Origin of the sequence: Rhodovulum euryhalinum (assembly GCF_004342445.1) — a bacterium.
Classification (GTDB): domain Bacteria; phylum Pseudomonadota; class Alphaproteobacteria; order Rhodobacterales; family Rhodobacteraceae; genus Rhodovulum; species Rhodovulum euryhalinum.
The window spans coordinates 109,428-133,025 of record NZ_SLWW01000006.1 but is presented as its reverse complement, the minus strand read 5'-3'; the positions used below and the strand labels follow the sequence as shown (position 1 = coordinate 133,025).

Below are 23,598 nucleotides of genomic sequence, written 5' to 3'. Positions count from 1 at the left end.
GTCAGAGGCCCGGCGCCCGCCTGAGGTCGAGAGTCATGGGGAATTCCGGGTGCGGGTGTTCGGGCGCGGGCCAGTAGCTGCCGGGCGTATGGCCCATCTTCTCGAACCGCGCCAGCCGCCGCGCCTCGGCCTCGTTGGCGTTGACCGGGAAGGTGTCGTAGCTGCGCCCGCCGGGATGGGCGACGTGGTAGGTGCAGCCCCCCAGGGCACGTCCCGTCCAGGTGTCGAAGATGTCGAAGGTCAGCGGCGCGTTGACCGGCAGGACGGGGTGCAGCGCCTCGGCCGGCTGCCACGCCTTGAACCGCACACCGCCGATGGCGGTGCCGCTGGTTTCGGTCGGGTGCAGCGGCACCGGGCGGCGATTGCAGGTGACGATGTAGCGGCCGGGACTGGTCGTCGTCAGCTTGACCTGCATCCGTTCCACCGAACTGTCGGTATAGCGCACGGTGCCGCCGATCGCACCGCGTTCGCCCAGCACGTGCCAGGGCTCCAGCGCCTGCCGGAGTTCGAGATGCACGCCCTCGTACTCGACCTCGCCGCAGAACGGAAAGCGGAATTCCTGCTGCGCCTCGTACCATTCGGACCGGAAGGCAAAGCCGTGCTCGGTCAGGTCGCGCAGCACGCCCAGGAAATCGGCCCAGACGAAATGGGGCAGCATGAACCGGTCGTGCAGTTCGGTGCCCCAGCGGACGGGCCTGCCCCGGAGGGGGCTGGCCCAGAGCCGGGCGAGGATGGCGCGGATCAGCACCTGTTGCGCAAGGCTCATCCGCGCGTCGGGGGGCATCTCGAAGCCGCGGAATTCCAGCAGGCCCAGCCGCCCGGTCGGCCCGTCGGGGGAATAGAGCTTGTCGATGCAAAGCTCGGTCCGGTGGGTGTTGCCGGTGACGTCGATCAGGATGTTGCGCAGGAGCCGGTCGACCAGCCACGGCGCGGGCGCGGGGCCCTCGCCAGGATCGGGGAACTGGCTCAGCGCGATTTCAAGCTCGTAAAGGCTGTCGTGGCGGGCCTCGTCGATCCGTGGCGCCTGGGAGGTGGGGCCGATGAAGAGCCCCGAGAAGAGGTAGGACAGGCTGGGGTGCCCCTGCCAGTAGAGGATCAGCGAGCGCAACAGGTCCGGCCGGCGCAGGAAGGGGGAGTCGTTGGGCGTGGCGCCACCCACGACAACGTGGTTGCCGCCCCCCGTGCCGCAATGCTTGCCGTCGACCATGAACTTGTCGGCGCCCAGCCGCGTCAGCCGCGCCTCTTCATAGACGCCCAGCGTGATCGCCTTGCACTCGTCCCAATCGGTTGCAGGGTGGACGTTGACCTCGAGCACGCCGGGGTCGGGGGCCACGCGGATCACGTTCAACCGCGGGTCATGCGGCGGCGCGTAGCCCTCGATATGGACGGGCAGGCCCATCTCGGCGGCGGTGGCCTCGGCCGCGGCGACAAGGTCGAGGTAATCCTCGGCGTCCTCGACCGGGGGCATGAAGACGCAGAGCCGCCCGTCGCGGGGCTCGACCGACAGCGCGGTGCGCACCGCGCCGGTGCCAAGCTCCTGCTCGCGCACGTCCTGCACCGCGCCGCCTTCGGTAAAGCGGGCAACGGCCTGGTCGTGGCCCGGCGTCGTCTCGGGCATCTCGGCCTCGGCCGCCCGGTCCACCGCATCGAAATCGGGCAGGGGGCCGCGCTCGACCGTCGGATCGGTGACATAGGTATAGGGGAATTGCGTGGGCGGCACATGGGGCAGGCCGCCCAGCGGCAGGCGATAGCCAACCGGGCTGTCGCCGGGCACCAGGAACAGCTTGCCCCGGCGCATCGTCCACCGTTCGGATCGCCAGCGCGGGCCGGTCGCCTTCGCCTGCCAGCGCTGGATCGGCAGGATATGGCCCGCCGGTTCCGTCAATCCGCGCGCGAACACGCGGGCAATGCGGGCACGTTCTTCGGGGTCCTTCAGCCGGGAATTCTCAGGCGTGACGTTCTCGGGCAGGTTGCCTTCCTTGATGATCCATTCGGCGGGGTCCTCGTAGGCCGGAACCACCATCTCGGGCTCGACCCCCAGCCGTTCGGCGATCCCCTTCAGAAGCCTGTCCGACTCCTCGGGCCCCGCCCCGGTCTTCGCCTGCTCCTCGGCGATCAGATCCGGGTTCTTCCAGATCGGCTTGCCGTCCTTGCGCCAGTAGAGCGAGAAGGTCCAGCGCGGCAGGGTTTCGCCGGGATACCACTTGCCCTGCCCGTAATGCAGAAAGCCGCCCGGCGCGAAGCGGTCGCGCAGCCGCCGGATCAACTGGTCGGCCAGCCCGCGCTTCATCGGCCCCACGGCGGCAGTGTTCCACTCGTCCGACTCGAAATCGTCGATCGAGACGAAGGTCGGCTCGCCCCCCATGGTCAGGCGCATGTCGCCCGCGCGGATCGCGGCATCGACCTTGTGGCCCAGCACATCCAGCGCCTGCCATGCCTCGTCGGAAAAGGGCTTGGTGATGCGCGGGTGTTCGGCGGTGCGGTTCACCTCCATGTGGAAGCTGAAATCGACCTCGGCATAGGACGCCATCCCCGAGATCGGCGCGGCGTTGCGATAATGCGGCGTCGCGGCCAGCGGGATGTGGCTTTCGCCGGTCAGCAACCCGCTGGTCGGGTCCAGCCCGATCCAGCCCGCACCGGGCAGGTAGACCTCGGCCCAGGCATGCAGGTCGGTGAAGTCGTGATCGGTGCCGGGCGGGCCGTCCAGCGCAACCAGGTCGGGTTTCAGCTGGATCAGGTAGCCCGAGACGAATCGCGCGGCAAAGCCCAGGTGGCGCAGGATCTGCACGAACAGCCACGAGGAATCGCGGCATGATCCCGATTTCAGGCGCAGCGTGTCCTCGGGCGTCTGCACGCCGGGTTCCATCCGGATCACGTAGCCGATCTCGTGCTGGAGCCGGGCGTTGAGATCGACAACGAAATCGACGGTGCGCGTCGCCTCGCGCGGGATCGTGCGGAGGAAGGCATGCAGCAGCGGCCCCGCGGGCTCGGGCGTGCGGTAGATCGCAAGGTCGTCGACCAGGTCGGCCGGGTAGTCGAAGGGCCACGCCTCGGCACTTTCGTCCACGAAGAAATCGAACGGGTTGTAGACCGTCATGTCGGCGACAAGGTCGACCTCGATCCGGAACTCGCGCACCGGTTCGGGAAAGACAAAGCGGGACAGCCAGTTGCCGTAAGGGTCCTGCTGGTGGTTCACGAAATGGCCTTCGGGCGCGACCTTCAGGCTATGCGAGATCACCCGCGTCCGGCTGTGCGGTGCCGGACGCAGGCGTATCACCTGCGGGCCGAGGCTGACCGGACGATCATAGCGGTAGTGTGTCAGGTGTCGGATGGTTGCCGTTATGGCCATGATCTGCGCGCGCCCCTCTTGTCGCAGCGCAGCAAAGACGGTTTTCGCGGGGCTGTAAACCGCTTCGGCCGGTTTCGCGCGGATCGGGACGCCGCGACGCAAGGACCGCGGTCAATTTCGGCAGATTCGGCCCCCTCTGTCCCCAAGGGGCGCTCTGCTGCCGCCGTGCCGCCCGGGCCGTCAGGCCGTACCCTGAACCGCGACCCGGGCCGATACCTCCTGCAGGCCATGCACGAGGAAGATGCCCATGACCCCGTGATAAAGGATCGAGCCCCCCAGAACATGAAGCAGTTGGATCCAGCCCCCGATGAAGGCCGAGGCGACGGTGACGCCCAGCGAGACGACCATCGAGGTGACGATCGCGGCAAGAAAGGCCTTGCCATTCGGGCCAAGCCTGCGGGCGACGATGGCGCGGCGCTCGATCTCGGCCGCACCGAGAAGCAAGGCAAGCGAGAAGCAGAGATAGAGACCAAGAAGCAGCAACATCCCCGAAATCCCTCTCAGTTGCGGCCGGCGGAGCGGCCAGCCCATCCCGGATGGATACCCCCGGCGGCCGGCTTTCGCAATATTGCGAAATGCCGGTGCGCCGCCCCTGTCCTGCGACGCGCCCTAGTCCGTCGGGGTCCGGGATCCCGGCGCGGTCTCGGGGAACGAGAGGTCCACGGCCTTGCAGGGGGTCGCGGCGGTGCATCCGGGGCAGCTTGCGCAGGCCGGGGCAGCGCCGCGCCGGCGGCGCAAAAGGCCGCGGAACAGAAAGCCCAGCGCAACGGCCAGTGCCAGCGCGATCAGCGCGTATTCATGGGGCGCGATGCCCACTTCGGCGCCAAGGTCGATATGGGGCGTGTCGGTCATGCACGTTCTCCTGCGACAACGGGGGCCGGCCGCCCGAGCCAGGGCTTGGGCAGCGCCACGATCAGGAGCGCCGCAACCCCGGCCAGATAGATCGCCGTCATCGTCTGCAGGCCGCTCAGGCCCAGCGCATTGCCCAGCGTGAACACCGCGCTTGCCACCGCCAGACCAAGGATCGTCGGGAAGACGATCGAAAAGGCCATCCAGCGATAGCTGTCAGTCTGCACGCGCACCATGATGACGGTGGCAAGGCAGGGCGGGTAAAGCGCGAAGAACAGCATCAGCGCGACCGCCGACAGCGCGGTGCGGCCCTCGGCCGCCTGCTCGGCGCCCATCCGGTCCTCGAGCGTGGCGTTCTCGCCCTCTTCCTGGTCGAACAGCACGCCGAGCGTGGCGACCGAGCTTTCCCGCGCCGCGAACGAGGCCAGAAGCGCCACGTTGATCTTCCAGTCGAAATCGGCGAATTGCGTGACCGGTTCCAGCCCGTGGCCAATCATGCCCAGAAAGCTGGACTCGATCTTGTCCTGGCGCATCTCGCGGCGCAGCGTTGTGCGGGCGTTGGTCAGATCCTTCAGCGCGGCGGCGGCACTCCTGGCGTCGGCATCGCGCGCGCGCAGCACGAACGGCACGAAGTCGGGATGCCGCTCGGCAAAGCGCGCATCGAGCGCCTCGGCCGCGGCCTTGCTGCCGGCGTTCATGCGCGCCGCCTTGTAGTCCGCCTGCGCATTGACCAGCCGCACCAGCGCCGCCTGGTCGGGCACCGCCGCGCGGTGCGGGTTGTCCGCGAGCGCGTCGTAGAATTGGGCGATGGCCGCCTCGGCCCGGGCCTGGTAGGCAACTTCGCGGTCGGCGGGCACACCGGGGAACTGCAGAAGCACGTAGATCACCATCGCGATCGACACCACCACGGTGCCGACCTTCTTGATGTAGAGCCAGGTGCGGTCGACGGCGCGCTGCACCACGCCGCGGATCGTCGGCAGGTGGTAGTTCGGCAGTTCCATCACGAAGGGCGCAGTCTCGTGGTGGCGCAGCACTGACGTCGTCAGCAGCTTTGCCACCAGAAGCGCCGCGATCACCGTGATCGTAGACAGGTAGAACAGCATCAGCCCCTTGGTGTCGGGAAAGTAGATGTTGATCAGAAGTGTGTAGAGCGGGATCTTGGCCATGCAGTTCATGAACGGCACGGTCAGGATCGTCGCCATCCGCGCCCGGTGGTCGGGAATACCCTTGGTCGCCATCACGCCGGGAACCGCGCAACCGCCCGCGAAGACACCGGCCAGGATGAAGGGCAGCGTCGACTGCCCGTGCAGGCCAAAGCGGTTGAGGATGCGGTCGAGGATGAAGGCGATCCGCGCCATGTAGCCCGAATCTTCCAGGATCGCGATCAGCGCGAACAGGATCAGGAAGATCGGAACGTAGTTCAGCAGCGTGTTGGCGGAATCCACCATCCACAGGCCAAGCGCGCGCAGTTGGGGGTCGATCAGGAACCCCGCATCGGGCAGCACCCCGGCGGCGACATTGCGGAACCCCGCCAGGATCGGCCATGTGACCTTGGTCAGTTCATAGCCCTGCACGATCGACAGCTGGTAGATCGCCCAGACGATCGCCACCAGGAACACCGGGGCGAAAAGGCGGTGCAAGAGCAGCCGGTCGATGCGTTCGGACATGGGTACATGGCCCGCGCGCGTCGCGGTGATGCAGGTGGCCACGATATCGGCGGCAAGACCGTCGCGCGCGGCGGCGATTGCCTCGGATGCGGCATCGGTCCCGCCCGCGGCGGTTCGGCGGCGATGTGCCAGATCTAGGATCGGGTGGGGGTTGTCGAGACGTTCGGCCAAGAGCCGCTCGGCCTCGGCGTCGTCCTCCAGAAGCTTGACCGCAAGCCAGCGCGCCGACAGCCCCTTCAGCGCCCCCTCGTCGGCCAGCAGGGCCTGAAGCTCTTGCACGGCCGGTTCGAGCGCACCGTAGTTCAGCGTTGCAGGCCGCGCCCCGTGCTCGGCCGCGATCGCCTCGCGCAGCGCCTCGGCGCCCTGACCCTTGCGGCCCACCACCGGCACGACCGGAACGCACAGCCGCCGCGACAGCGCGGCCAGATCGATCTCCAGCCCGCGCCCCTCGGCCACGTCCATCATGTTCAGCGCGACCACGACGGGCACGCCCATTTCCAGAAGCTGGAAGGTCAGCGGCAGCCCGCGCCGCAGGTTCGAGGCATCCAGGACGTTGACCACCATGTCGGGGCGGTCGTTCAGCAGGAATTCCCGCGCCACCCGTTCCTCGGGGGAATACGAGGTGAGCGAATAGCAGCCGGGCAGGTCGACAACCTCGACGCTCTGGCCCTTGTGGCTGTAGCGGCCGGATTTCTTGTCGACGGTAACGCCGGGATAGTTCGCGATATGTTGCGTCAGCCCGGTCAGCAGGTTGAACAGCGTCGACTTGCCGGCGTTCTGCTGGCCGGCAAGCGCGACGAGGCGGAGGTCAGACATCCTCGACCTCCACCTGCGCGGCTTCCTGCCGGCGCAGGACGATATAGCTGTCGCCCACCTTCAGTTCGATCGGGTCCAGAAGCGGTGCTGAACGGATCACCGTCACCTCGCGGCAGGGGCGGATGCCGAGATCGAGAAGCCGCTGGCGGATCGGGCCACATCCCATCAGGCGCCGGATCCGGCAGGTCGTGCCGGGCGCAAGCGCATCCAGGCTACCGCTGACCGGGCAGGCGGCGCAGGCGGCGGGCCCATGACCTTCCGGCGTGGCACAACCCGCCTGTCCGGCCCTGCGCCGACCGCGCCCCCAGCCCCAGCCGCCGCCCCAGCCTTTCCGCCCGCCGTTTCCACATTCCATCGTCCGGTCCTGTCCTACCGTTTGGCGGCCGGGAAACACCCGGACCGCCTTTTGCAATGCCGCGCCCAAGCGGCACGGTGCATCATTTCAGATCATAGGCCTTGATCCAGATCACCGCGTCCTGGCTCAACTCCTTGCCCTCGTGCTCCTTCACCGGGCCGGAGCCCAGCGCGGCAAAGCCCCAGTGGCCCGCCCGCGGAATCCCGAAGGTGAAGATGCCGTTGGCGTCGGTGATCGCCACGATCGCACCGGCCGGCATCGGCTTGACGGTGGCCTCGCCGACCGCGTTCGTCTCCATGTCGGGTTCGGCGGCGATGTATTCGATCTCGATCTCGGCGCCCGCCACCGGTTGCCCGTCCGACAACAGTTGCCCCGAGAAGGTCGAGCCCGCGATCACGTTGGTGGGCTTGTTCAGCGGCACGATCTCGGTGGGCAGGCCCAGGGGCTCGTTCCAGCCGGTCGGCAGGCCGCCCTTGTTGAAGAACGCCTTGGTGATCTGCTGGATGTAGATGTCCTCGGACCCCTCGTAATAGGGCGCGGGCACCAGACCGACGATGTAGTCGCCGTTGCGCTTGACCGGCAGCACGCCCTCATAGGCCGCGGCCTCGTTGTCGGTGCCCTTGAAGGTGATCGGGGTCAGACTGGGCGACAGGTCCACCTTGTCGCCCTTGAAGACATAGAAGAACTCGGTCGGGGCGCCCATGTCCATCGCGTGCCCGTTCTCCATCGGATGCCAGAAGATCAGCTTGAGCGGCTGGTCCACGGGCGCAGCCATGTTGGGATCGGGCGCATAGATCAGCTGAAAATGCGCGGTAGCGGGCGTGGCGAGCGTGGCGGCCAGGGCGACCGAGGCAAGGATGCGGTTCATGGTCTGTCCCCTCAGTAGATCTCGTCCGACTTGATGACGATGGAATGGCCCTCGCCCCCCTCGAAATTCACCGTGAAGGCGCCTTCGGGCTTGTCGAAGCTGTATTCGCCGTTCTCGTCGATCGCGCCCTCGATCAGCACGTTGCCCGACGCATCCTGCACGGACATCTTCACGCCCGACGCCGACGAGCCGTCCGAGAACCCGCCCTCGCAAAGAACCGTGCCGTCGCCATTGTCGTAGCACGAGCAAAGCGGCGTGTGGGCCAAGGCGGCGCTCGCCAGGCCAAGCGTGGCCAAGGCCGCCAGAAGCAGAGAAGATCTTGTGGGAACAGGCATCGGGTCCTCGCATGTTCGGAGCGGCATCACGGCCGCCGCATGGATTTTACGATTCCCCTGGCGGCAGGCTTGGGGTGGTTACACAGGTCATCAAATCTTACCTGATCATTTTTATCAAGAAATGGTGGGTGCGACATACCGTCCAGCGGCGGACCGCGCTTGCCCTGGCCTGCTCCAAAGGCAGGCGCGGGCCGGAGCAAGGAACACCCATGCCGGTCCGGCGCACCTGCACAGGCAATTTCAACATCTTTGCAACGCTCTTGCGGTCGGATAGCACGGAGGGCGGGAAATGATCCATCCGGCCCGGCACCCGCCACGGGGCGCGTCAAAACGCCGCTCGTTTTTATCGTGCGGGCGAACCATCTCCGGTCGGAACCGCTGCAACGAAAGGGGTGTGTGCAGGATGTCTTCGGAACGCGATTTCTTCGGGCGCGGCGGGCTGTTGGCTGCGGTTGCGCTGCTGGCCTATCTGCTGTTCCTGTCCGGCCTCCTGATCGGCCCGGCGGTTCCCGTGCTGATCCTGCTGGCGGCGGCCGGTGTGGCGGCAACAGTCGCCCATCTGAAGAACCCCGAGGCCACGCGGCGCTGGTTTTCGCGTTTCGTCCGTCGCGATCCTGTCCGGCGGGGGGCCGCGCGCCGCCCTCGGGACCGGGCCGTCCCTCTGGTGGCCCGGCACCGCGACATGTCCCTTGCAATGCCCACCGCATCGGGGACGGAGGCAGAACGCGGTCTCCCGGCGGGTTCGCCCCTGCTGCGCCTGCCGCTGATCCGGGGCTGGCGCAGCCCGCGCGAGATGGCCCGCGACTTCGTTCTGCTGGGGCTTGCGGGGGTTGCGCTGCTGCTGACCGGCGTCGCCCTTCCCGACTGGCCGGTGCTGTCCTGGATCGGCCGGGTTCTCAGCGTCGTCGGCGCGCTGTGCATCCTTGTTGGATCGGGCGTCGTCTATTCCTATTGGCGCAGCCGCGCCTAGCAAGACCGGACCCGGGGCATCCCTCACATCGAAGCGGCCGCATCCTGCGATGCGGCCGCCCTTTTCTTGTCCAAAGAGGCAGAGCCACCCCCGCCGGGGGTGGCCCGCATCACCTACGCCGCGAGGTCGAAGCGGTCGGCGTTCATCACCTTGGTCCAGGCCGCGACGAAGTCGTGGACGAACTTGCCGGCATTGTCGTCCTGGGCATAGACCTCGGCATAGGAGCGCAGGATCGAGTTCGAGCCGAACACCAGATCCGTGCGCGTCGCGGTCCACCTGACCGCGCCGGTCTTGCGGTCGCGGATTTCATAGACCCCACCCTCCGCCGGCACCCATTTGTAGGCCATGTCGGTCAGGTTCACGAAGAAGTCCGGCGTCAGCGCGCCCTCGCGGTCGGTGAACACGCCATGGCTGGTGCCGCCATGGTTGGTGCCCAGAACCCGCATCCCGCCAACCAGGACGGTCATCTCGGGCGCGGTCAGGCCCATCAACTGCGTGCGATCCAGCATCAGCTCTTCGGGGCTGACGGCATAGTCCTTCTTCAGCCAGTTCCGATAGCCATCTGCCAGGGGTTCCAGCACGTCGAAGGACGCCGCGTCGGTCATCTCGTCGGTGGCGTCGCCCCGTCCCGGCGCAAAGGGCACCTCGATCTCGAAGCCCGCGGCCCGGGCCGCCTGCTCGATCCCGACATTCCCGGCCAGCACGATGGTATCGGCGACCGACGCGCCCGCCTTGGCGGCCAGCGGTTCCAGCACCGACAGCACCTTTTGCAGGCGTGCGGGCTCGTTGCCCTCCCAGTCCTTCTGCGGGGCCAGCCGGATACGCGCGCCATTGGCACCGCCCCGCATGTCCGACCCGCGGAAGGTCCGCGCGCTGTCCCAGGCGGTCGAGACCATCTCGGCGATCGACAGCCCCGAGGCGGCGATCTTCGCCTTCAGCGCGGCCACGTCATAGGACATCGAGCCCGCCGGCACCGGATCCTGCCAGATCAGGTCCTCGGTCGGCGCCTCGGGACCGATGTAACGTGCCTTGGGCCCCATGTCGCGATGGGTCAGCTTGAACCAGGCCCGGGCGAAGGTATCCTCGAAATAGTCGGGATCGGCCATGAATTTCTGGCAGATCTCGCGGTAGACCGGGTCCATCTTCATCGCCATGTCCGCGTCGGTCATGATCGGGTTGTGGCGGATCGAGGGATCGGTCGCGTCGACCGGCTTGTCCTCTTCCTTGATGTCGATGGGTTCCCACTGCCAGGCGCCCGCGGGCGACTTCTTCAGTTCCCACTCATAACCGAAGAGCAGCTTGAAATAGCCCATGTCGAACTGGGTCGGATGGGTGGTCCAGGCACCCTCGATGCCCGAGGTGACGGCATTGGTGGCCTTGCCGTTCATGTTCGGGTTCGCCCAGCCAAAGCCCTGGCACTCGGGACCGGCCGCTTCCGGGTCGGGGCCCAGCACCGAGGCGTCGCCATTGCCGTGGCACTTGCCGACGGTGTGCCCCCCCGCGGTCAGCGCGGCGGTTTCCTCGTCGTTCATCGCCATCCGCGCGAATGTCTCGCGCACCTGAAGGGCGGTCTTCAGCGGGTCGGGCTGCCCGTTCACGCCCTCGGGGTTGACGTAGATCAGGCCCATCTGCACCGCGGCCAGCGGGTTTTCCATGGTCGCGGGGTTGTCGAGATCGCCATAGCGCGCGTCGGACGGCGCAAGCCACTCCTTCTCCGCACCCCAGTAGGTGTCGGTCTCGGGATGCCAGATATCCTCGCGGCCGAAGGCGAAGCCATAGGTCTTCAGCCCCATCGATTCATAGGCCACGTTGCCCGCCAGGATCATCAGGTCGGCCCAGCTGATCTTGTTGCCGTATTTCTTCTTGATCGGCCAAAGCAGGCGCCGGGCCTTGTCCAGGCTCACGTTGTCGGGCCACGAGTTGATCGGCGCGAAACGCTGGTTGCCGGTGCCGCCACCGCCGCGGCCGTCCGCGATCCGGTAGGTGCCCGCCGAGTGCCAGGCCATTCGGATCATCAAGCCGCCGTAATGACCCCAGTCGGCCGGCCACCACTCCTGGCTGTCGGTCATCAGTGCGCGGACATCGGCCTTGATCGCGTCGAAGTCGAGCGTCTTGACCGCTTCGCGATAGTCGAACCCCTTCAGAGGGTTGGTCTTGGTGTCGTGCTGGTGAAGGATGTCCAGGTTCAGGGCGTTGGGCCACCACTCCATGACACTCGTGTTCATCGCGGTGTTCCCGCCATGCATCACCGGGCACTTGCCGGACGCCATGTCGTTTCCATCCATTGCGGATCTCCTCTGATAGGTCATTGGCCAAGGGACCGGCAGGGCTGCATGCCGGGCGGTTCGGCGTACCACCCGAACGCGAATCCTCGACCGGTTCGTACATCGTTTTTTAGCACTATTCTAAATTATTAGAATTTCAAAGTTCTAATCACTGCGATAACCTGAGCCTATGATTGGATTGACCATGAAGCATCTGCGATATTTCGAGGCGCTGGCCCGGCACGGTCATTTCGGCCGCGCGGCGGAAGCCTGCGGGATTTCGCAGCCTGCCCTTTCGGTGCAGATGAAGGAACTGGAGGCGCTGCTGGGCGCGCCGCTGATCGAGCGTGGCGCCCGCCAGATCCGCCTCAGCGGACTGGGCGAGGCGCTGGCCGAACGTGCGCGCGAGATCCTGCGCGCGGTCGACGAGCTTGACGACCTGGCCCGCGCCTCGCGCGGAACGCTGAGCGGCCGGCTGAGGATCGGGGTGATCCCCACCATCGCGCCCTATCTGCTGCCCGGGCTGATCAAGGAACTCGGCACACGGAATCCGGCACTCGACATCCGTCCGCGCGAAGCGGTCACACAGACCCTGATCCGCGATCTGGTCGCGGGGCGTCTCGATCTGGCCATCGTCGCGCTGCCGGTCTCGGAACCCGCATTGCACGAGGAACCGCTTTTCGACGAAGAGTTCCTGCTGGTTCGTCCCCTTGCGGATGCCGACAAGCCGGTGCCCTGCGCCGAAAGTCTGCGCGAGATGCGGCTTCTGTTGCTGGAAGAAGGGCATTGTTTCCGCGATCAGGCGCTGTCCTTCTGCAATCCTTCGTCGCTGGCGCCCCGCGACCTGATGGAGGGCAGTTCGCTGTCGACGCTGGTGCAGATGGTGGGGGCCGGAATCGGTGTCACCCTGATCCCCGAGATGGCGATCGCGACCGAAACGCGTTCGGCCGAGGTGTCGGTCGTCCGGCTGCCCGCGCCGCGGCCGCGGCGCACCGTCGGCATGGTCTGGCGCAAGACCAGCCCGCTGGCCCCGCAATTCGCCGGGATCGCGCGGATGCTGCCAGGATGCGGTGGCCGCGCGTCCTCGGCCGGGCCGGTCTGACGGTCGGGGCGGCTGCCCGGTTCAGGACCCGAGGCGGCGCGAGATGTCGAGCATCTGCTCGAACTCTTCCAGATCCAGGGTTTCCAGCTCGGGCAGGTCGATCTCCATCAGCGCCTCGTAGCCCGCCGTGGCGTCAGAGATCACCGTCGCCAGATTGGCCGCCGTCTCCAGCGTCAACAGCGTGTTGACCGCAGCGCCTGCACGTTCCTCGGCAAGGCCGAGCGCGTCGCGCGTGGCGTCGCGCTGGCGTTCCAGCATCGCCTCGTAGCGGTCGATCACGTGCAGGATCTGCTCTTGCACCATCATGTTGGCGGCATAGGTCGCGCGCACGCCTTCCTGGGATGCGGTGCTGGCATTTTCGCGGGTCTGGGCAAGCAGCGCCTCGGTCTCTGTGCGCATCGCCTGCAGCTCGGGCAGCCAGTCCTTGTCATAGGCGGCAAGGTGGCGTTCCAGCATCCGCGCCTGCAACAGCCGCGTGACCGAGGCGATGCCGGCATAGGTCCGCCGTGCGTCAGGCCCGATCTGCTGGCCCATCACCTCGGCCAGCTTGCGTTCGATCCCCTCGAGCGCGCGCATCACCAGCGTCGCATCGACCAGAAGCGCCCCGTTCACCGAGTAGAGCAGCGCGCGAGCCTCGTTCGGCGTCAGCGTGATGCCGTGCAAACGGTCCATGTCCGCGACAAGGCCCGCGACCACCGCCTCGCGGTCCGCCTTGAGCTGGTCAAGCGCCGTGGCGGTCTCTGCCAGTTTGCGATCGATGTCCTCGGCGCTGCCCGCGGCGTGTTCGCGGCCGAGCAGCCGGTCGACCATCCCGACGCCTTGCGAGGTCCGCGCATCCGTCCGTTCCAGCATCAGGTCCGCCTGCCGGGTCTCGGCCTCGGCCGTAGCCCCGTCGATCCGGTCGAGACGCCGCGCCCATGTGCGGAATGTCTCGGGTGCGACGATATCCAGCCCCTCGTCCAGCAGCCGGTCGATATCCGCTTCGAACCCGTCCTTGCCGCGCTCGAACACCCCCGGACTCTCGGGCGCGGCCTCGCGTGCCTCGATACCGCGGCGGATGTCGTCAAGCTCCTGCGACAGGAACTCGACAAGGTCAGAACCGTCGGCGAAGGCGGGCTGGACAAGCACGGCCAGTGCGGCGGCCCCCAGGAGGGCCTTGAACATGGGTGTCCTGTTCGGGGCTATTGGCATGGCAAGCATCCTCTCGGGTCCAAGGATACCGCAGGCCGGCCGAAATGCGAAGATCGGGTTTGCACGGACAAGTCTGGTCGGCCCGACCCGAACGGAACCGAGGGCCAGTGTGAAACGGCCCCGAAGCATCGCCAGCCCGGACCCCGCATCGCTTTTGCCGGCTTTCGACGCGATCCGCTCTGGACGATGGGCCCGCCAGTCCCCTATCTGAAGGCCGTCCGGGCAAGCATAACCGTTGCCGTTCCACGTGCGGGGCAACGTCGCACGCCCGATCGTTCCGCAACCTGAAAGGAGACCACCTTGGCCTGTTCCTGCATGACCCGCCGCGGGTTCCTCGCCACGACCGCCGCCGGATCGGTGCTGTCGCTGTCCGGTTGCGTCGGGGCGCCGCCGGCGATGGTGTCGTCCTACGAAGTCGAGGCGATGGGTCTGCAGGCGTGGTCAGAGTTGCGCGCGCAGGTGCCGTTGTCGCGCGAGACCGCTTACCGCTCGACGCTGGACCAGGTGTCGCGCCGGTTGCTTGTCCATGCCGGCGAGACGCCCGAGGCCTGGGAGGTGCAGGTCTTCGCCTCGCCCGAGGTGAACGCCTTCGCGCTGCCGGGACGCAAGATCGGCGTCTACGAGGGAATGTTCCGCGTCGCACGGTCGGCCGACCATCTGGCGGCGGTGGTGGGCCACGAGATCGGGCATCTGTCGGCCAACCACCCGCAGGAACGGATCAGCGCCGAGGTTGCGACCGACACCGCGCTGCAACTGGTCGGCGGGCTGTTGGGCGCGCGAAATGTGGGCAATGCCGACGTCATCACCGCCGCGCTGGGGCTTGGGGCGCAGGTCGGGCTCTTGCTGCCGTATTCGCGCAATCAGGAACTCGAGGCCGATGCCTTCGGCCTGCGGGCGATGGCCGGGGCGGGTTACGATGCGCGGCAGGCGCTTGACCTGTGGCGGCGGATGGAACTGGAAGGCGGGGCACGCGGCCCCGAATTCCTGGCGACCCACCCCGCCCCCGCCGCACGGATCGACGCGATGCAACAGGTCCTTGCCACCCTTCCCGCCTGATCGCGGCCCCCTATCGCGCGAGAAGGGCGCCGATCACCACCGGGTCCATCACGCCGTCACGACAGCGCGCGCCATCCTGCAGGGTCATGCAATCCTGCAAGAGCGCGCGCAGCGTCGGCCGCGTCGCAAGACCGTCAAGCGGGCCGGAATAAAGCCCCCGCCGCTTCATGTCGGTCTGCAGCAAGCGGACCGCCAGGTTCGGATTGGCCTTGAACAGTTCCCGCCCGAACCAGGGCGACCTGAACTCGGGGTGGCGGGCCAGATCCTCGGCAACAGCCGCCTGGGCCGCGGGACTGTTCGCCGTGGCCGCATCGATCGTCATCGCAAGCTGGGCGGCCTCTGTCGGCGTCAGCAGGTCGGAGAACCGCGACAGGTAGGCCCGCGCCCGCTCGGGTCGCTTGCGCACGTTCATGCCGTTGCCGTCGCGAACCAGCCCGATCAGGTATTTCAGCGCGGTCGCGTTGCCCGCTTCGACGGCCTGTTCCAGCACGGCGATCGCGCCCGGGCCGCTGGCGCGCATGCTGATGCCCCACATCCGCCGTTCGGCCTCAAGCACCGCGATCCGCTCATCGCCGGCAGACCGCGCCTTTTCGGCGTAGCCTTCGAACTTGGCCCGCGAGCGCGGCGGCAGATAGCCGTACATCGCGCCCTCGGCAAGACGCGACCAGGCCGAGCCGCGGCCAAGCTCGCCCGCCTGGCGCAGATAGGTCTCGGCCCCGGCCGGGTTGCGCCTGCTCCACATCAGCCAGTCGCCATAGCGCTCCAGCCCCTCGCCGTTGCCGGATTTCGCGGCCGCTTCGAACAGCATCCGCGCGCGGTCGGGGTCGGCCGGCAGCCCGGACCCGGAAAGCAACAGTGCGCCCAGCGCGACACTCGCCTTGGGATCGCCCTGCGCGATCGCCTGTTCCAGCATCGCGAAGCCGACCTTTGGCTCGGGGTCCAGAACCCAGCCGCCCACCAGTTGCTCGCCGAGAATCCGCAGCGCCTCAACATCCCCCGCCCGCGCCGCCTGGTCCAGAAGTGCGCGCCCCCGCGCCGGGTCGGCGGCGATCGGTCCGCCCCAGAACAGGGCGCTGCCCAGGGTCGTCTGCGCCCGCACGACACCGGCCGCCGCTGCCTCCTCCAGCAGCGACACGGCCCTGTCCGGTTCCGCGGGCAGGTAATAGCCGTCGAGAAGGATCTTGCCCAGACTGGTCTTGGCCAGCCCATCGCCCGATGCTGCCGACCGTTCCAGCAGGCCCCGGCCTGCCGCGACATCCTGCGGAACGCCCGCAAGGCCATAGATCCTGGCCTCGCCAAGCATCCGCTGCGCGGTTGTGTCGCCCCGCGCGGCGGCGGCTTCGACATCCGCCAGTTCGATCCCCTGCGCCCCGACACCCGATGCGGCCGCCATCGCGACGACAGCCGCCAGCACAAGACCGCGGGCACGAGCCCTTGGGCGCATCGTGAACTTTGTTTTTGCGAGTTTTTTCATCGAAACCCAGGAAAAAGGAAACCCATCCATCCTTCGAACCCTAGGCCGTCACGGGCGTTGGGACAATATGGGAAACAGGTGCGGGACGGTGTGGCGGAGCGCATCCGCGCGGCGCGACGGTGCGGGGGGAGTTGTCCGGCCCGTTCACCCGGGTAGTATGCCGCACCATGGGAAAGACGAACGCCACGCATCCTGTCGATGCCCGGCCCAGCGACGGGAGGGGTCTGCGGTGCGGGTGCTGATCCGGGCCGATGGCGGCCAGCTTATCGGCGGCGGGCATCTGATGCGCTGTCTCACGCTGGCGGGCGCGGCGGCCGCGCGCGGGCACCAGGTTCTGTTCGCCGCGGCGCGGTCGGACCTCAACCAGCGGATTGCAGCGGCGGGCTTTCCGCTGGTCGAACTTGCGCCCCTGCCGCACACGCCCGAGTCCGCACCGCCCCATGCGCCCTGGCTGTCCCTGCCCTGGGACGAGGACGCGCGGCTTTGCGCCGATCTGGTGGCGGCTCACGGGGTGGACTGGGTGATCCTGGACCATTACGGGCTCGATTCCCGCTGGTCAGAACGGGTGCGCAAGGCCCGCCCGGGGCTGCGCCTTCTGGTGCTGGACGATCTGGACGACCGGCCGCTTGGCGCCGATCTCCTGCTCGATGCCGGACGGTTTGGCGGCCCCCCGCGGCGCCACCCTGTGCCCGGCACGCTGACCGGTCCGGCCTTTGCCCTGCTGCGCCCCGAGTTCGCCGCACGACGCGCCGAGGCGCTGGCCCGCCGTGGCGGCGAAGTCCGGCGCGTGCTGATCCTGCCCGGATTGATGGATGCGGCGGGGCTTGCGCCGCTGGCGCTGGATGCGCTGGCAGGTTCGGGCCTGGAGGCCGAGGTCGTGATGGGCGCGACGGCGCAAAGCCTGGCCGAAGTGCGCCGCCGCGTGGCGGGACGCGCCGGCCGCAGCCTGACGCTGGACGCCACGGATATGGCCGACCGGATGCTGCGCGCCGATCTCTGCATCGGCGCGGGCGGCGGCACCGCATGGGAACGCTGCTGCCTCGGCCTGCCGACGGTGGCCGTGGCCGTGGCCGAGAACCAGGTCGCCTGGATAGACGCCCTCGCGGCGCGGGGCGCGGTCGAGCCATTGTCGCTGGCCGAGGCGCGGGCGGGCGGGTTGCGCGGGGCCCTTGAGGCAACGATCGCCCGGGCCCCTGCGATGGCCCGGGCGGCGGCGGCGCTGTGCGACGGGCAAGGCGCGGCGCGGGTGCTGGACGCGATCGAGGCGCGGTTGCGCCCGTTGGAATCTTCGGACATGCAGCGGCTCTTCGACTGGCGCAACCAGCCCCATATCCGCGCGGCAAGCCACGATCCCGCGCCGCTGGACCCGGCGACCCACGCCGCCTGGTTCGCGCAGAGCCTTTCCCGCAAGGACGGGCTTTGGCGAATCTACCGCGAGGGCGGCCGCGATCTGGGCGTGGTTTCCGCGGTCGACCGGGGCGAAGGGCGCTGGCAATGGAGCTTCCATGTCGGCGAGCCGGACGCCCCGCCCGGCGCCGGGGGGCGAATGCTCGCGGCGTTCCTGCGTCTGCTCGCCGACACGCCCGGATGCCGGTGGCTGGAGGGCGAGGTGATCGAGGGCAACGATCCCTCGGCGGCGCTGCACCGGCGGCTGGGGTTCCGGCAGGTCGCGACCGGCCAGCCCGGCATCCTTGTCTTCCGAAGGGAGGTCTGCCATGACCAGACCATCGACCACGGAGCCTGACCATGGCAGAGCGTTTCGAGATCGCAGGCCGGCCGATCGGCCCGGATCATCCTCCCTATATCATCGCGGAACTGTCGGGGAACCATAACGGCGAGCTGTCGCGCGCGCTTGACCTGATCGATGCGGCGGCGGCGTCCGGCGCGGATGCGGTCAAGCTCCAGACCTATACCGCCGACACGATCACCATCGACGTGGACCGCCCCGAGTTCCGCATATCGGGCGGGCTATGGGACGGCCGCAGCCTGCACGAGCTTTACCGCGAGGCCTCGACCCCCTGGGACTGGCACGGTGCGCTCTTTGATCGTGCGCGGGGGCACGGGTTGACCTGCTTTTCCTCGCCCTTCGATCCAACGGCGGTGGATTTCCTGGAGGGACTCGACGCGCCGGCCTACAAGATCGCCTCGTTCGAACTGGTGGACACGCCCTTGATCCGCAAGGCCGCCGGAACGGGCAAGCCGCTCATCATGTCCACCGGCATCGCCGATTACGGCGAGATCGAAGACGCCTGCCGCGCCGCGCGCGAGGGGGGCGCGGCAGGCGTGGCGCTGTTGCACTGCATCTCGGCCTACCCCGCCCGGCCCGAGGACATGCGCCTTGGCACGATCGAGGCGCTGACCCGGGCCTTCGGCCTGCCGGTGGGGCTGTCGGACCACACGCTGGGCTCGGCGGTGGCGGTAGCGGCCATCGCGCGCGGCGCGTGCATCGTCGAAAAACACCTGACGCTGCGCCGGGCCGATGGCGGGCCGGATGCCGAATTCTCGCTGGAGCCAGACGAGTTCCGCCGCCTGGTCGAAGATTGCCGCATGGCCCATGCCGCGCTAGGCCCCGCGCGGCACGACCGGCAGGGCATCGGCGGCGCGAACGCCCAGTTCCGCCGCTCGCTCTATGTCGTGGCGGATGTGGCCGCGGGCGAAGTGCTGACCGAGGCGCATGTCCGCTCGATCCGGCCGGGCCTCGGCCTCGCGCCAAAGCACCTGCCCAAGGTGCTGGGCCAGCGGGCGGCACGGGCGCTGACGCGGGGCGAGCCCTTGGACTGGTCCATGCTGGCCTGAGGTCCGGCCCCGCCAGCCGGCTCGCATCGGGCAACCGGGCACAGGCGCCGTCAGGGGCCGTCGCCTCCGGCAGACATGATCTGATCGCCGACCATGCCGCCCCGCCGCACCTTCCAGCGCCTGTGCGTCCACAGCCACTGGCCCATATTGGCACGGACCCGGGCTTCAAGGCTGTCGTTCAGGACCTGGGTCATGGTCTCCTGGTCGGTCCGCGGCACGGGGTCTTCGACCACCACCCGGAACGATCGGCCGTCGGGCTGGCGGATCGCATAGATCGGCACCAGCAGCGCGTCATACCTCAGCGCCAGTTGCGCCGCCGACACCGCGGTAAGGGCGGGACGGCCGAAAAACCGCAACTCGGCCCCGCGGTTCATGTGCTGGTCGATCAACAGCGCCAGTAGCTTGCCCTGTTTCAGGTGCCGCACCATGTCGGCATTGCCTTTCCGCCCGCGCGGGAACAGCGGCTCGCCCGTGGCGCGGATGGCGGCCTCGTAGCGTGCATTGAACAGCCGGTTGTTCATCGGCCGGTACAGCGCCCCCACGTCAAAGCCCCTGAGGATCAGGCCCGCGCGGAAGACGTCGTAATTGCCGAAATGGCCGGACACGGCGACCACCGGCCGGCCCGCCGCCCGGGCCGCCTCCAGCGCCGCGAGCCCCGGCCCTTCGAAAGGGGTCTGGCCGGCCAGACGGAACAGATCGTCGGGCGAGAACAGCTCGATGAAGGCCCGCCCCAGATTGTCGGGCACCTCGCGTACCAGCCGCGCCCGTTCGGCCGCGCCCAGGTCCGGACAGACCCAGTCCAGATTGTCCCTGATCCGCCTGCGCATCCCAGACACCGGCGCCACGACCTGCGACGCCAGCCAACCCGCAACCGGCACGCGCCAGCGAAACGGCAAGAGCCGCAATCCCCGGACCCCGAGGGCGATCGGGGCATATTCCAGCCATTCCCTGAGGGAGATCGGCGCCTCTCGCCTCGCCTGGGCCATACCGTCTGCTCACCTTTTCTGCGTGCTGCCCCGGTCTAACCCGTCCGTCGCATCCAGGAAAGGCGGGACCAAGGCCGAAGCGACCAGAAGGGCCGCACCGCAAGGCGGGTCACCCGGACAGCGCGCCGCCCACAGATGGACAGAGACCGCGCAAGGCAGCCATCACAGGCTGGACAAGGCCGGAATTTGCCAGTACGGGCGCCTGAGGGCATACGAACCAGAGAAGGACACACGGCTGTGCTGACCGGTTCCACCATCCTTGTCACCGGGGGGACAGGCTCTTTCGGCTCGTGCTTTGTTCCGATGACGTTGGAGCGTTACAACCCGCGCCGGATCATCATCTACTCGCGCGACGAGATGAAGCAGTGGGAGATGGCCAAGATCTACGGCGACGATCCCCGCATCCGGTTCTTCATCGGTGACGTGCGCGACCGCGACCGGCTTTACCGTGCGCTCGACGGGGTGGACTACGTTGTCCACGCCGCGGCGACCAAGATCGTGCCGACCGCGGAATACAACCCCTTCGAATGCGTCAAGACCAACATCAACGGCGCGATGAACCTGATCGACGCCTGCATCGACAAGGGCGTGAAACGCTGCGTGGCGCTGTCCACCGACAAGGCGTCGAACCCGGTCAACCTCTATGGTGCGACCAAGCTGGCCTCGGACAAGCTGTTCGTCGCAGGGAACTCCTATTCGGGCGCCACGAAGTGCCGCTTTGCCGTGGTGCGCTATGGCAACGTGATGGGCTCGCGCGGGTCGGTCATCCCGTTCTTCCTGTCGCTGGGCGACGGCGCAGAGGTGCCGATCACCGATCCGCGCATGACGCGTTTCATGATCACGCTGGAACAGGGCGTCGAACTGGTCTGGCACGCCTTCGAGGACATGGAAGGTGGCGAGATCTATGTCCGCAAGATCCCGTCGATGAACATCGTCGAGATCGCTGAAACCGTTCGTCCGGGGGCCGCCCACACGGTCATCGGCATCCGCCCGGGCGAAAAGCTGCACGAACAGATGATCGGCTTCGAGGATGCGCCGCACACCTACGAATATGACGATCACTTCAAGATCATCCCGGCCATCCACAACTGGTCGGCCGACCCGGCCCGGATCAAGGACGGCAAGCCGGTGCCCGAGGGCTTTACCTATGCCTCGGACAACAACCGCGACTGGATGAAGCGCGAGGAACTCGCCGCCTGGATCGACGCCAACCGGGACAGGATCGGAAAGGTCTGATGATCCCCTATGGCCGGCAGGACATCGGCGACGAGGACATTCGGGCGGTGCTCGATGTCCTCAAGTCCGATTTCCTGACGCAGGGTCCGGTGGTGCCCCGGTTCGAGGCGGCGGTGGCCGGCCAGTGCGGCGCAGCCCATGCGGTCGCCGCAAATTCGGCCACCTCGGCACTGCACATCGCATGCATGGCGCTGGGCCTCGGCCCCGGAGACCGGCTGTGGACCGTGCCCAACACCTTCGTGGCCTCGGCCAATGTGGGGGTCTATTGTGGCGCCGAGGTCGATTTCGTCGACATCGACCCGGCCACCTACCTGATGTGCCCCGCGCGGCTGGCCGAAAAGCTGGACCGGGCCGAACGCGAGGGAACCCTGCCCAAGGTCGTGATCCCGGTCCATTTCGCCGGGCAAAGCTGCGACATGGCCGCGATCGGCGATCTGGCCCGGCGCTACGGATTCCGGGTGATCGAGGACGCCTCGCACGCGATCGGCGCACGCCACCGCGACCGTCCGGTCGGCGACTGCGCCCATTCCGACATCTGCGTCTTCTCGTTTCACCCGGTGAAGATCATCACCACCGCCGAAGGCGGACTGGCGACCACCAATGACCCCGGCCTTGCCCAAAGGATGGAACTGGCCCGTTCGCACGGTGTGACGCGCGACCCGGCGCTCATGGACAAGTCCAGCGAGGGCGGCTGGTATTATCAGATGGTCACGCTGGGCTACAACTACCGCATGACCGAGATGCAGGCCGCGCTGGGGCTGTCGCAGATGGACCGGCTGGCGGATTTCGTCGCCCGCCGGAACACGCTGGCTGACCGCTATGACGCGATGCTGGACGGGCTGCCGCTGGTCCGGCCGGTGCTGGGTCCGGCCAATCTTTCGGCCTGGCACCTTTACCCGATCCAGGTGGAGGACCGCGCCCGCGTCTTTGGCCAGTTGCGCGCATCGGGGATCGGCGTGAACGTCCATTACATCCCGGTCCACACCCAGCCCTTCTGGCAGGCCCGCGGCTTCGGGCCGGGGGATTTCCCGGTGGCCGAAGCGTATTACGCGCGGGCGATCAGCATCCCGCTTTACTTCGGGCTGACCGAGGCAGACCAGGACCGGGTGGTCGAGGCCCTGCGCGATGCCCTCTGAGCCGAACACGCCGGTCCTGCTGGCCTATCTGAACGGCATGCCGGACGTCGAAAGCACCTATCCCGTTCTGGCCCGGCTGCATGCCCGCGGCCGGGTGCGGGTGCGCGCGCTGGTCTATTCCAAAGTTCTTCGTAAAGAGCCGCGCTTGGCTGAGGCCTTTGCGAAGAATGGGTTCACCCCCGAGCCTGCCTCCAAGCTGCGGATGAAGTTTTTTTTCCAACAAGACATTATCGAGGCCGATGCTATCCTGACTATAGCCGATGCGAGCTGGGACACGACAAGCCGGCGCAGACGATCAAACTTCATACGCAGTATGAAAAAGCGAAGTTATTTTATTCAGCACGGCGCATATCAACTTGGTATCAACGGTTCGCGACCAAACAACATTCCAATGGAATTTTATTCTCAACACCTCCTTTTCTGGGAACCAATAGGCAAGAACCATATTGGCGTGTCTGACAGATTTTCAGACAGGGTAAGCGTAGTTGGTTTCACCAAGCAGAACATCCTGCCGCCCCGCAGCTGGGGGGCCGAGGTCACGGACTGGGTTGCGCGCCATCCGCGCCGGCTTCTGGTCTGCCAGTCCTTCCGCTGGGGCAATGGCCGGTATTCGGCCGACCATATCGATCATTTCTACGCGCTCATGGATGCGGCGCTGACCCGGCATCCCGACCTGGGCATCGTCATCCGCTCGCACCGGGGCAAGGTACGCCGGAACCACCGGGCGCATGACAGGGCGCTGCGGGCGCGGCACCCGAACGTGCTGTTCTCGCATTACTATTCGGGCCCTCTGGCCAAGGCGACGATCCACGACGCGCTTGATCTGTGTCACGCGATGGTCTCGCCCACCTCGACCACGGTTCTGGACTGCGTCTATCGCGGCAAACCGGCCGCGGTCTTCGCCGAGAACCTGGATATCTTCCCCGACCTGCCGCAGATCGACGGGATCGAGGCGCTGGAGGCGTTCCTTTCGCAGATCGACAATCCGGGGCCCGAACAGGCGGCGCTGAGGGACCGGTTCGGTGCGTTCGACGACAATCTCGACCGCGCCGCCGCCGCCATAGAACGCACGCTTCTGGAGGCGGCATGACGGAACGCGACTCGCGAAACGGAAGACCTGCCAAGGGGCAAGGCGATTCTGCGGCGTC

19 protein-coding genes are annotated in these 23,598 nt (G+C 67.5%); 8 read left to right on the top strand and 11 right to left on the bottom strand.

Translation table 11 applies throughout. The features are described from left to right. Position 1 precedes the first annotated feature (1 nt). From EV655_RS08990 to EV655_RS08960, 7 genes are all read right to left on the bottom strand, one after another. Positions 2-3,349 (bottom strand): transglutaminase family protein, encoded by a 3,348-nt coding sequence (locus EV655_RS08990; RefSeq protein WP_165905313.1) that lies wholly within the window; start codon positions 3,347-3,349, stop codon positions 2-4. Between the two features lie 180 nt (positions 3,350-3,529). Then, complete coding sequence (locus EV655_RS08985; RefSeq protein ID WP_132543970.1) at positions 3,530-3,835, bottom strand: hypothetical protein; 306 nt, start codon at positions 3,833-3,835, stop codon at positions 3,530-3,532. A 123-nt stretch (positions 3,836-3,958) separates the two neighbouring features. Then, positions 3,959-4,201, bottom strand: a complete 243-nt coding sequence (locus EV655_RS08980; protein ID WP_132543968.1) for a hypothetical protein — start codon at positions 4,199-4,201, stop codon at positions 3,959-3,961. Further along, positions 4,198-6,681: a ferrous iron transport protein B gene (gene feoB, locus EV655_RS08975; protein WP_132543966.1), complete on the bottom strand. Its 2,484-nt coding sequence runs from the start codon at positions 6,679-6,681 to the stop codon at positions 4,198-4,200. Before feoB ends, EV655_RS08980 begins: the two co-directional genes overlap by 4 nt. Then, positions 6,674-7,036 carry a FeoA family protein gene (locus tag EV655_RS19010; RefSeq protein WP_207901944.1) on the bottom strand — a complete coding sequence of 121 codons (363 nt, stop codon included), beginning with the start codon at positions 7,034-7,036 and terminating at the stop codon, positions 6,674-6,676. The genes feoB and EV655_RS19010 overlap by 8 nt, the downstream gene beginning before the upstream one ends. 82 nt (positions 7,037-7,118) lie before the next feature. Next, positions 7,119-7,904, bottom strand: coding sequence for a DUF4198 domain-containing protein (locus tag EV655_RS08965; RefSeq protein ID WP_132543962.1), 786 nt, complete (start codon positions 7,902-7,904; stop codon positions 7,119-7,121). Between the two features lie 11 nt (positions 7,905-7,915). Beyond that, positions 7,916-8,200, bottom strand: a complete 285-nt coding sequence (locus tag EV655_RS08960) for a hypothetical protein (protein ID WP_243645037.1) — start codon at positions 8,198-8,200, stop codon at positions 7,916-7,918. Between the two features lie 442 nt (positions 8,201-8,642). Here EV655_RS08960 and EV655_RS08955 point away from each other — a divergent pair, with 442 nt between their 5' ends. Next, positions 8,643-9,209 carry a hypothetical protein gene (locus EV655_RS08955; protein WP_132543960.1) on the top strand — a complete coding sequence of 189 codons (567 nt, stop codon included), beginning with the start codon at positions 8,643-8,645 and terminating at the stop codon, positions 9,207-9,209. Positions 9,210-9,322: 113 nt separating this feature from the next. On the opposite strand, the gene katG is transcribed toward EV655_RS08955, so the two are convergent. Next, positions 9,323-11,494, bottom strand: a complete 2,172-nt coding sequence (katG, locus tag EV655_RS08950) for a catalase/peroxidase HPI (protein WP_132543958.1) — start codon at positions 11,492-11,494, stop codon at positions 9,323-9,325. Between the two features lie 169 nt (positions 11,495-11,663). On the opposite strand from katG, the gene EV655_RS08945 reads away from it, so the two are divergent. After that, positions 11,664-12,575: a hydrogen peroxide-inducible genes activator gene (locus EV655_RS08945; protein WP_132543956.1), complete on the top strand. Its 912-nt coding sequence runs from the start codon at positions 11,664-11,666 to the stop codon at positions 12,573-12,575. Between the two features lie 21 nt (positions 12,576-12,596). Here EV655_RS08945 and EV655_RS08940 read toward each other — a convergent pair whose 3' ends face one another. Further along, the gene (locus EV655_RS08940; RefSeq protein ID WP_132543954.1) at positions 12,597-13,739 is read right to left on the bottom strand and encodes a hypothetical protein; all 1,143 of its coding nucleotides are present in this window, start codon (positions 13,737-13,739) and stop codon (positions 12,597-12,599) included. Between the two features lie 327 nt (positions 13,740-14,066). Between EV655_RS08940 and EV655_RS08935 the strand changes: the two genes are divergently transcribed. Then, on the top strand, positions 14,067-14,822 hold the full coding sequence (locus EV655_RS08935; RefSeq protein WP_132543952.1) for a M48 family metallopeptidase: 756 nt from the start codon (positions 14,067-14,069) through the stop codon (positions 14,820-14,822). 10 nt (positions 14,823-14,832) lie between these two features. Here the strand turns inward: EV655_RS08935 and EV655_RS08930 are convergent, their stop codons facing one another. Continuing rightward, positions 14,833-16,266 carry a tetratricopeptide repeat protein gene (locus tag EV655_RS08930; RefSeq protein WP_165905312.1) on the bottom strand — a complete coding sequence of 478 codons (1,434 nt, stop codon included), beginning with the start codon at positions 16,264-16,266 and terminating at the stop codon, positions 14,833-14,835. Between the two features lie 259 nt (positions 16,267-16,525). Here EV655_RS08930 and pseG point away from each other — a divergent pair, with 259 nt between their 5' ends. Together pseG and pseI are read left to right on the top strand one after the other, a co-directional pair. Then, positions 16,526-18,040 carry a UDP-2,4-diacetamido-2,4,6-trideoxy-beta-L-altropyranose hydrolase gene (gene pseG / locus EV655_RS08925; RefSeq protein WP_165905311.1) on the top strand — a complete coding sequence of 505 codons (1,515 nt, stop codon included), beginning with the start codon at positions 16,526-16,528 and terminating at the stop codon, positions 18,038-18,040. Positions 18,041-18,042: 2 nt separating this feature from the next. After that, positions 18,043-19,092 carry a pseudaminic acid synthase gene (gene pseI, locus EV655_RS08920; protein WP_132543946.1) on the top strand — a complete coding sequence of 350 codons (1,050 nt, stop codon included), beginning with the start codon at positions 18,043-18,045 and terminating at the stop codon, positions 19,090-19,092. Positions 19,093-19,142: 50 nt separating this feature from the next. On the opposite strand, the gene EV655_RS08915 is transcribed toward pseI, so the two are convergent. Then, on the bottom strand, positions 19,143-20,078 hold the full coding sequence (locus EV655_RS08915; protein ID WP_132543944.1) for a lysophospholipid acyltransferase family protein: 936 nt from the start codon (positions 20,076-20,078) through the stop codon (positions 19,143-19,145). A gap of 237 nt (positions 20,079-20,315) precedes the next feature. On the opposite strand from EV655_RS08915, the gene pseB reads away from it, so the two are divergent. Genes pseB through EV655_RS08900 form a run of 3 tightly spaced genes read left to right on the top strand, consistent with a single transcriptional unit; the run spans position 20,316 to position 23,540 of the window. Further along, positions 20,316-21,314 (top strand): UDP-N-acetylglucosamine 4,6-dehydratase (inverting), encoded by a 999-nt coding sequence (gene pseB, locus EV655_RS08910; protein WP_132543942.1) that lies wholly within the window; start codon positions 20,316-20,318, stop codon positions 21,312-21,314. Continuing rightward, entirely contained in the window at positions 21,314-22,450 is a 1,137-nt protein-coding gene (gene pseC, locus EV655_RS08905; protein ID WP_132543940.1) for a UDP-4-amino-4,6-dideoxy-N-acetyl-beta-L-altrosamine transaminase, read from the top strand. The genes pseB and pseC overlap by 1 nt, the downstream gene beginning before the upstream one ends. Continuing rightward, on the top strand, positions 22,440-23,540 hold the full coding sequence (locus EV655_RS08900) for a glycosyltransferase family protein (RefSeq protein ID WP_132543938.1): 1,101 nt from the start codon (positions 22,440-22,442) through the stop codon (positions 23,538-23,540). The genes pseC and EV655_RS08900 overlap by 11 nt, the downstream gene beginning before the upstream one ends. Positions 23,541-23,598: the final 58 nt, after the last annotated feature.

What these genes read in the sequence shown, in the direction of transcription:
- EV655_RS08990 (WP_165905313.1), bottom strand. Translation starts at nt 3,349, where the DNA reads ATGGCCATAACGGCAACCATCCGACACCTGACACACTACCGCTATGAT.
- EV655_RS08985 (WP_132543970.1), bottom strand. Translation starts at nt 3,835, where the DNA reads ATGTTGCTGCTTCTTGGTCTCTATCTCTGCTTCTCGCTTGCCTTGCTT.
- EV655_RS08980 (WP_132543968.1), bottom strand. Translation starts at nt 4,201, where the DNA reads ATGACCGACACGCCCCATATCGACCTTGGCGCCGAAGTGGGCATCGCG.
- feoB (WP_132543966.1), bottom strand. Translation starts at nt 6,681, where the DNA reads ATGTCTGACCTCCGCCTCGTCGCGCTTGCCGGCCAGCAGAACGCCGGC.
- EV655_RS19010 (WP_207901944.1), bottom strand. Translation starts at nt 7,036, where the DNA reads ATGGAATGTGGAAACGGCGGGCGGAAAGGCTGGGGCGGCGGCTGGGGC.
- EV655_RS08965 (WP_132543962.1), bottom strand. Translation starts at nt 7,904, where the DNA reads ATGAACCGCATCCTTGCCTCGGTCGCCCTGGCCGCCACGCTCGCCACG.
- EV655_RS08955 (WP_132543960.1), top strand. Translation starts at nt 8,643, where the DNA reads ATGTCTTCGGAACGCGATTTCTTCGGGCGCGGCGGGCTGTTGGCTGCG.
- katG (WP_132543958.1), bottom strand. Translation starts at nt 11,494, where the DNA reads ATGGATGGAAACGACATGGCGTCCGGCAAGTGCCCGGTGATGCATGGC.
- EV655_RS08945 (WP_132543956.1), top strand. Translation starts at nt 11,664, where the DNA reads ATGATTGGATTGACCATGAAGCATCTGCGATATTTCGAGGCGCTGGCC.
- EV655_RS08940 (WP_132543954.1), bottom strand. Translation starts at nt 13,739, where the DNA reads ATGTTCAAGGCCCTCCTGGGGGCCGCCGCACTGGCCGTGCTTGTCCAG.
- EV655_RS08930 (WP_165905312.1), bottom strand. Translation starts at nt 16,266, where the DNA reads ATGCGCCCAAGGGCTCGTGCCCGCGGTCTTGTGCTGGCGGCTGTCGTC.
- pseI (WP_132543946.1), top strand. Translation starts at nt 18,043, where the DNA reads ATGGCAGAGCGTTTCGAGATCGCAGGCCGGCCGATCGGCCCGGATCAT.
- EV655_RS08915 (WP_132543944.1), bottom strand. Translation starts at nt 20,078, where the DNA reads ATGGCCCAGGCGAGGCGAGAGGCGCCGATCTCCCTCAGGGAATGGCTG.
- pseC (WP_132543940.1), top strand. Translation starts at nt 21,314, where the DNA reads ATGATCCCCTATGGCCGGCAGGACATCGGCGACGAGGACATTCGGGCG.
- EV655_RS08900 (WP_132543938.1), top strand. Translation starts at nt 22,440, where the DNA reads ATGCCCTCTGAGCCGAACACGCCGGTCCTGCTGGCCTATCTGAACGGC.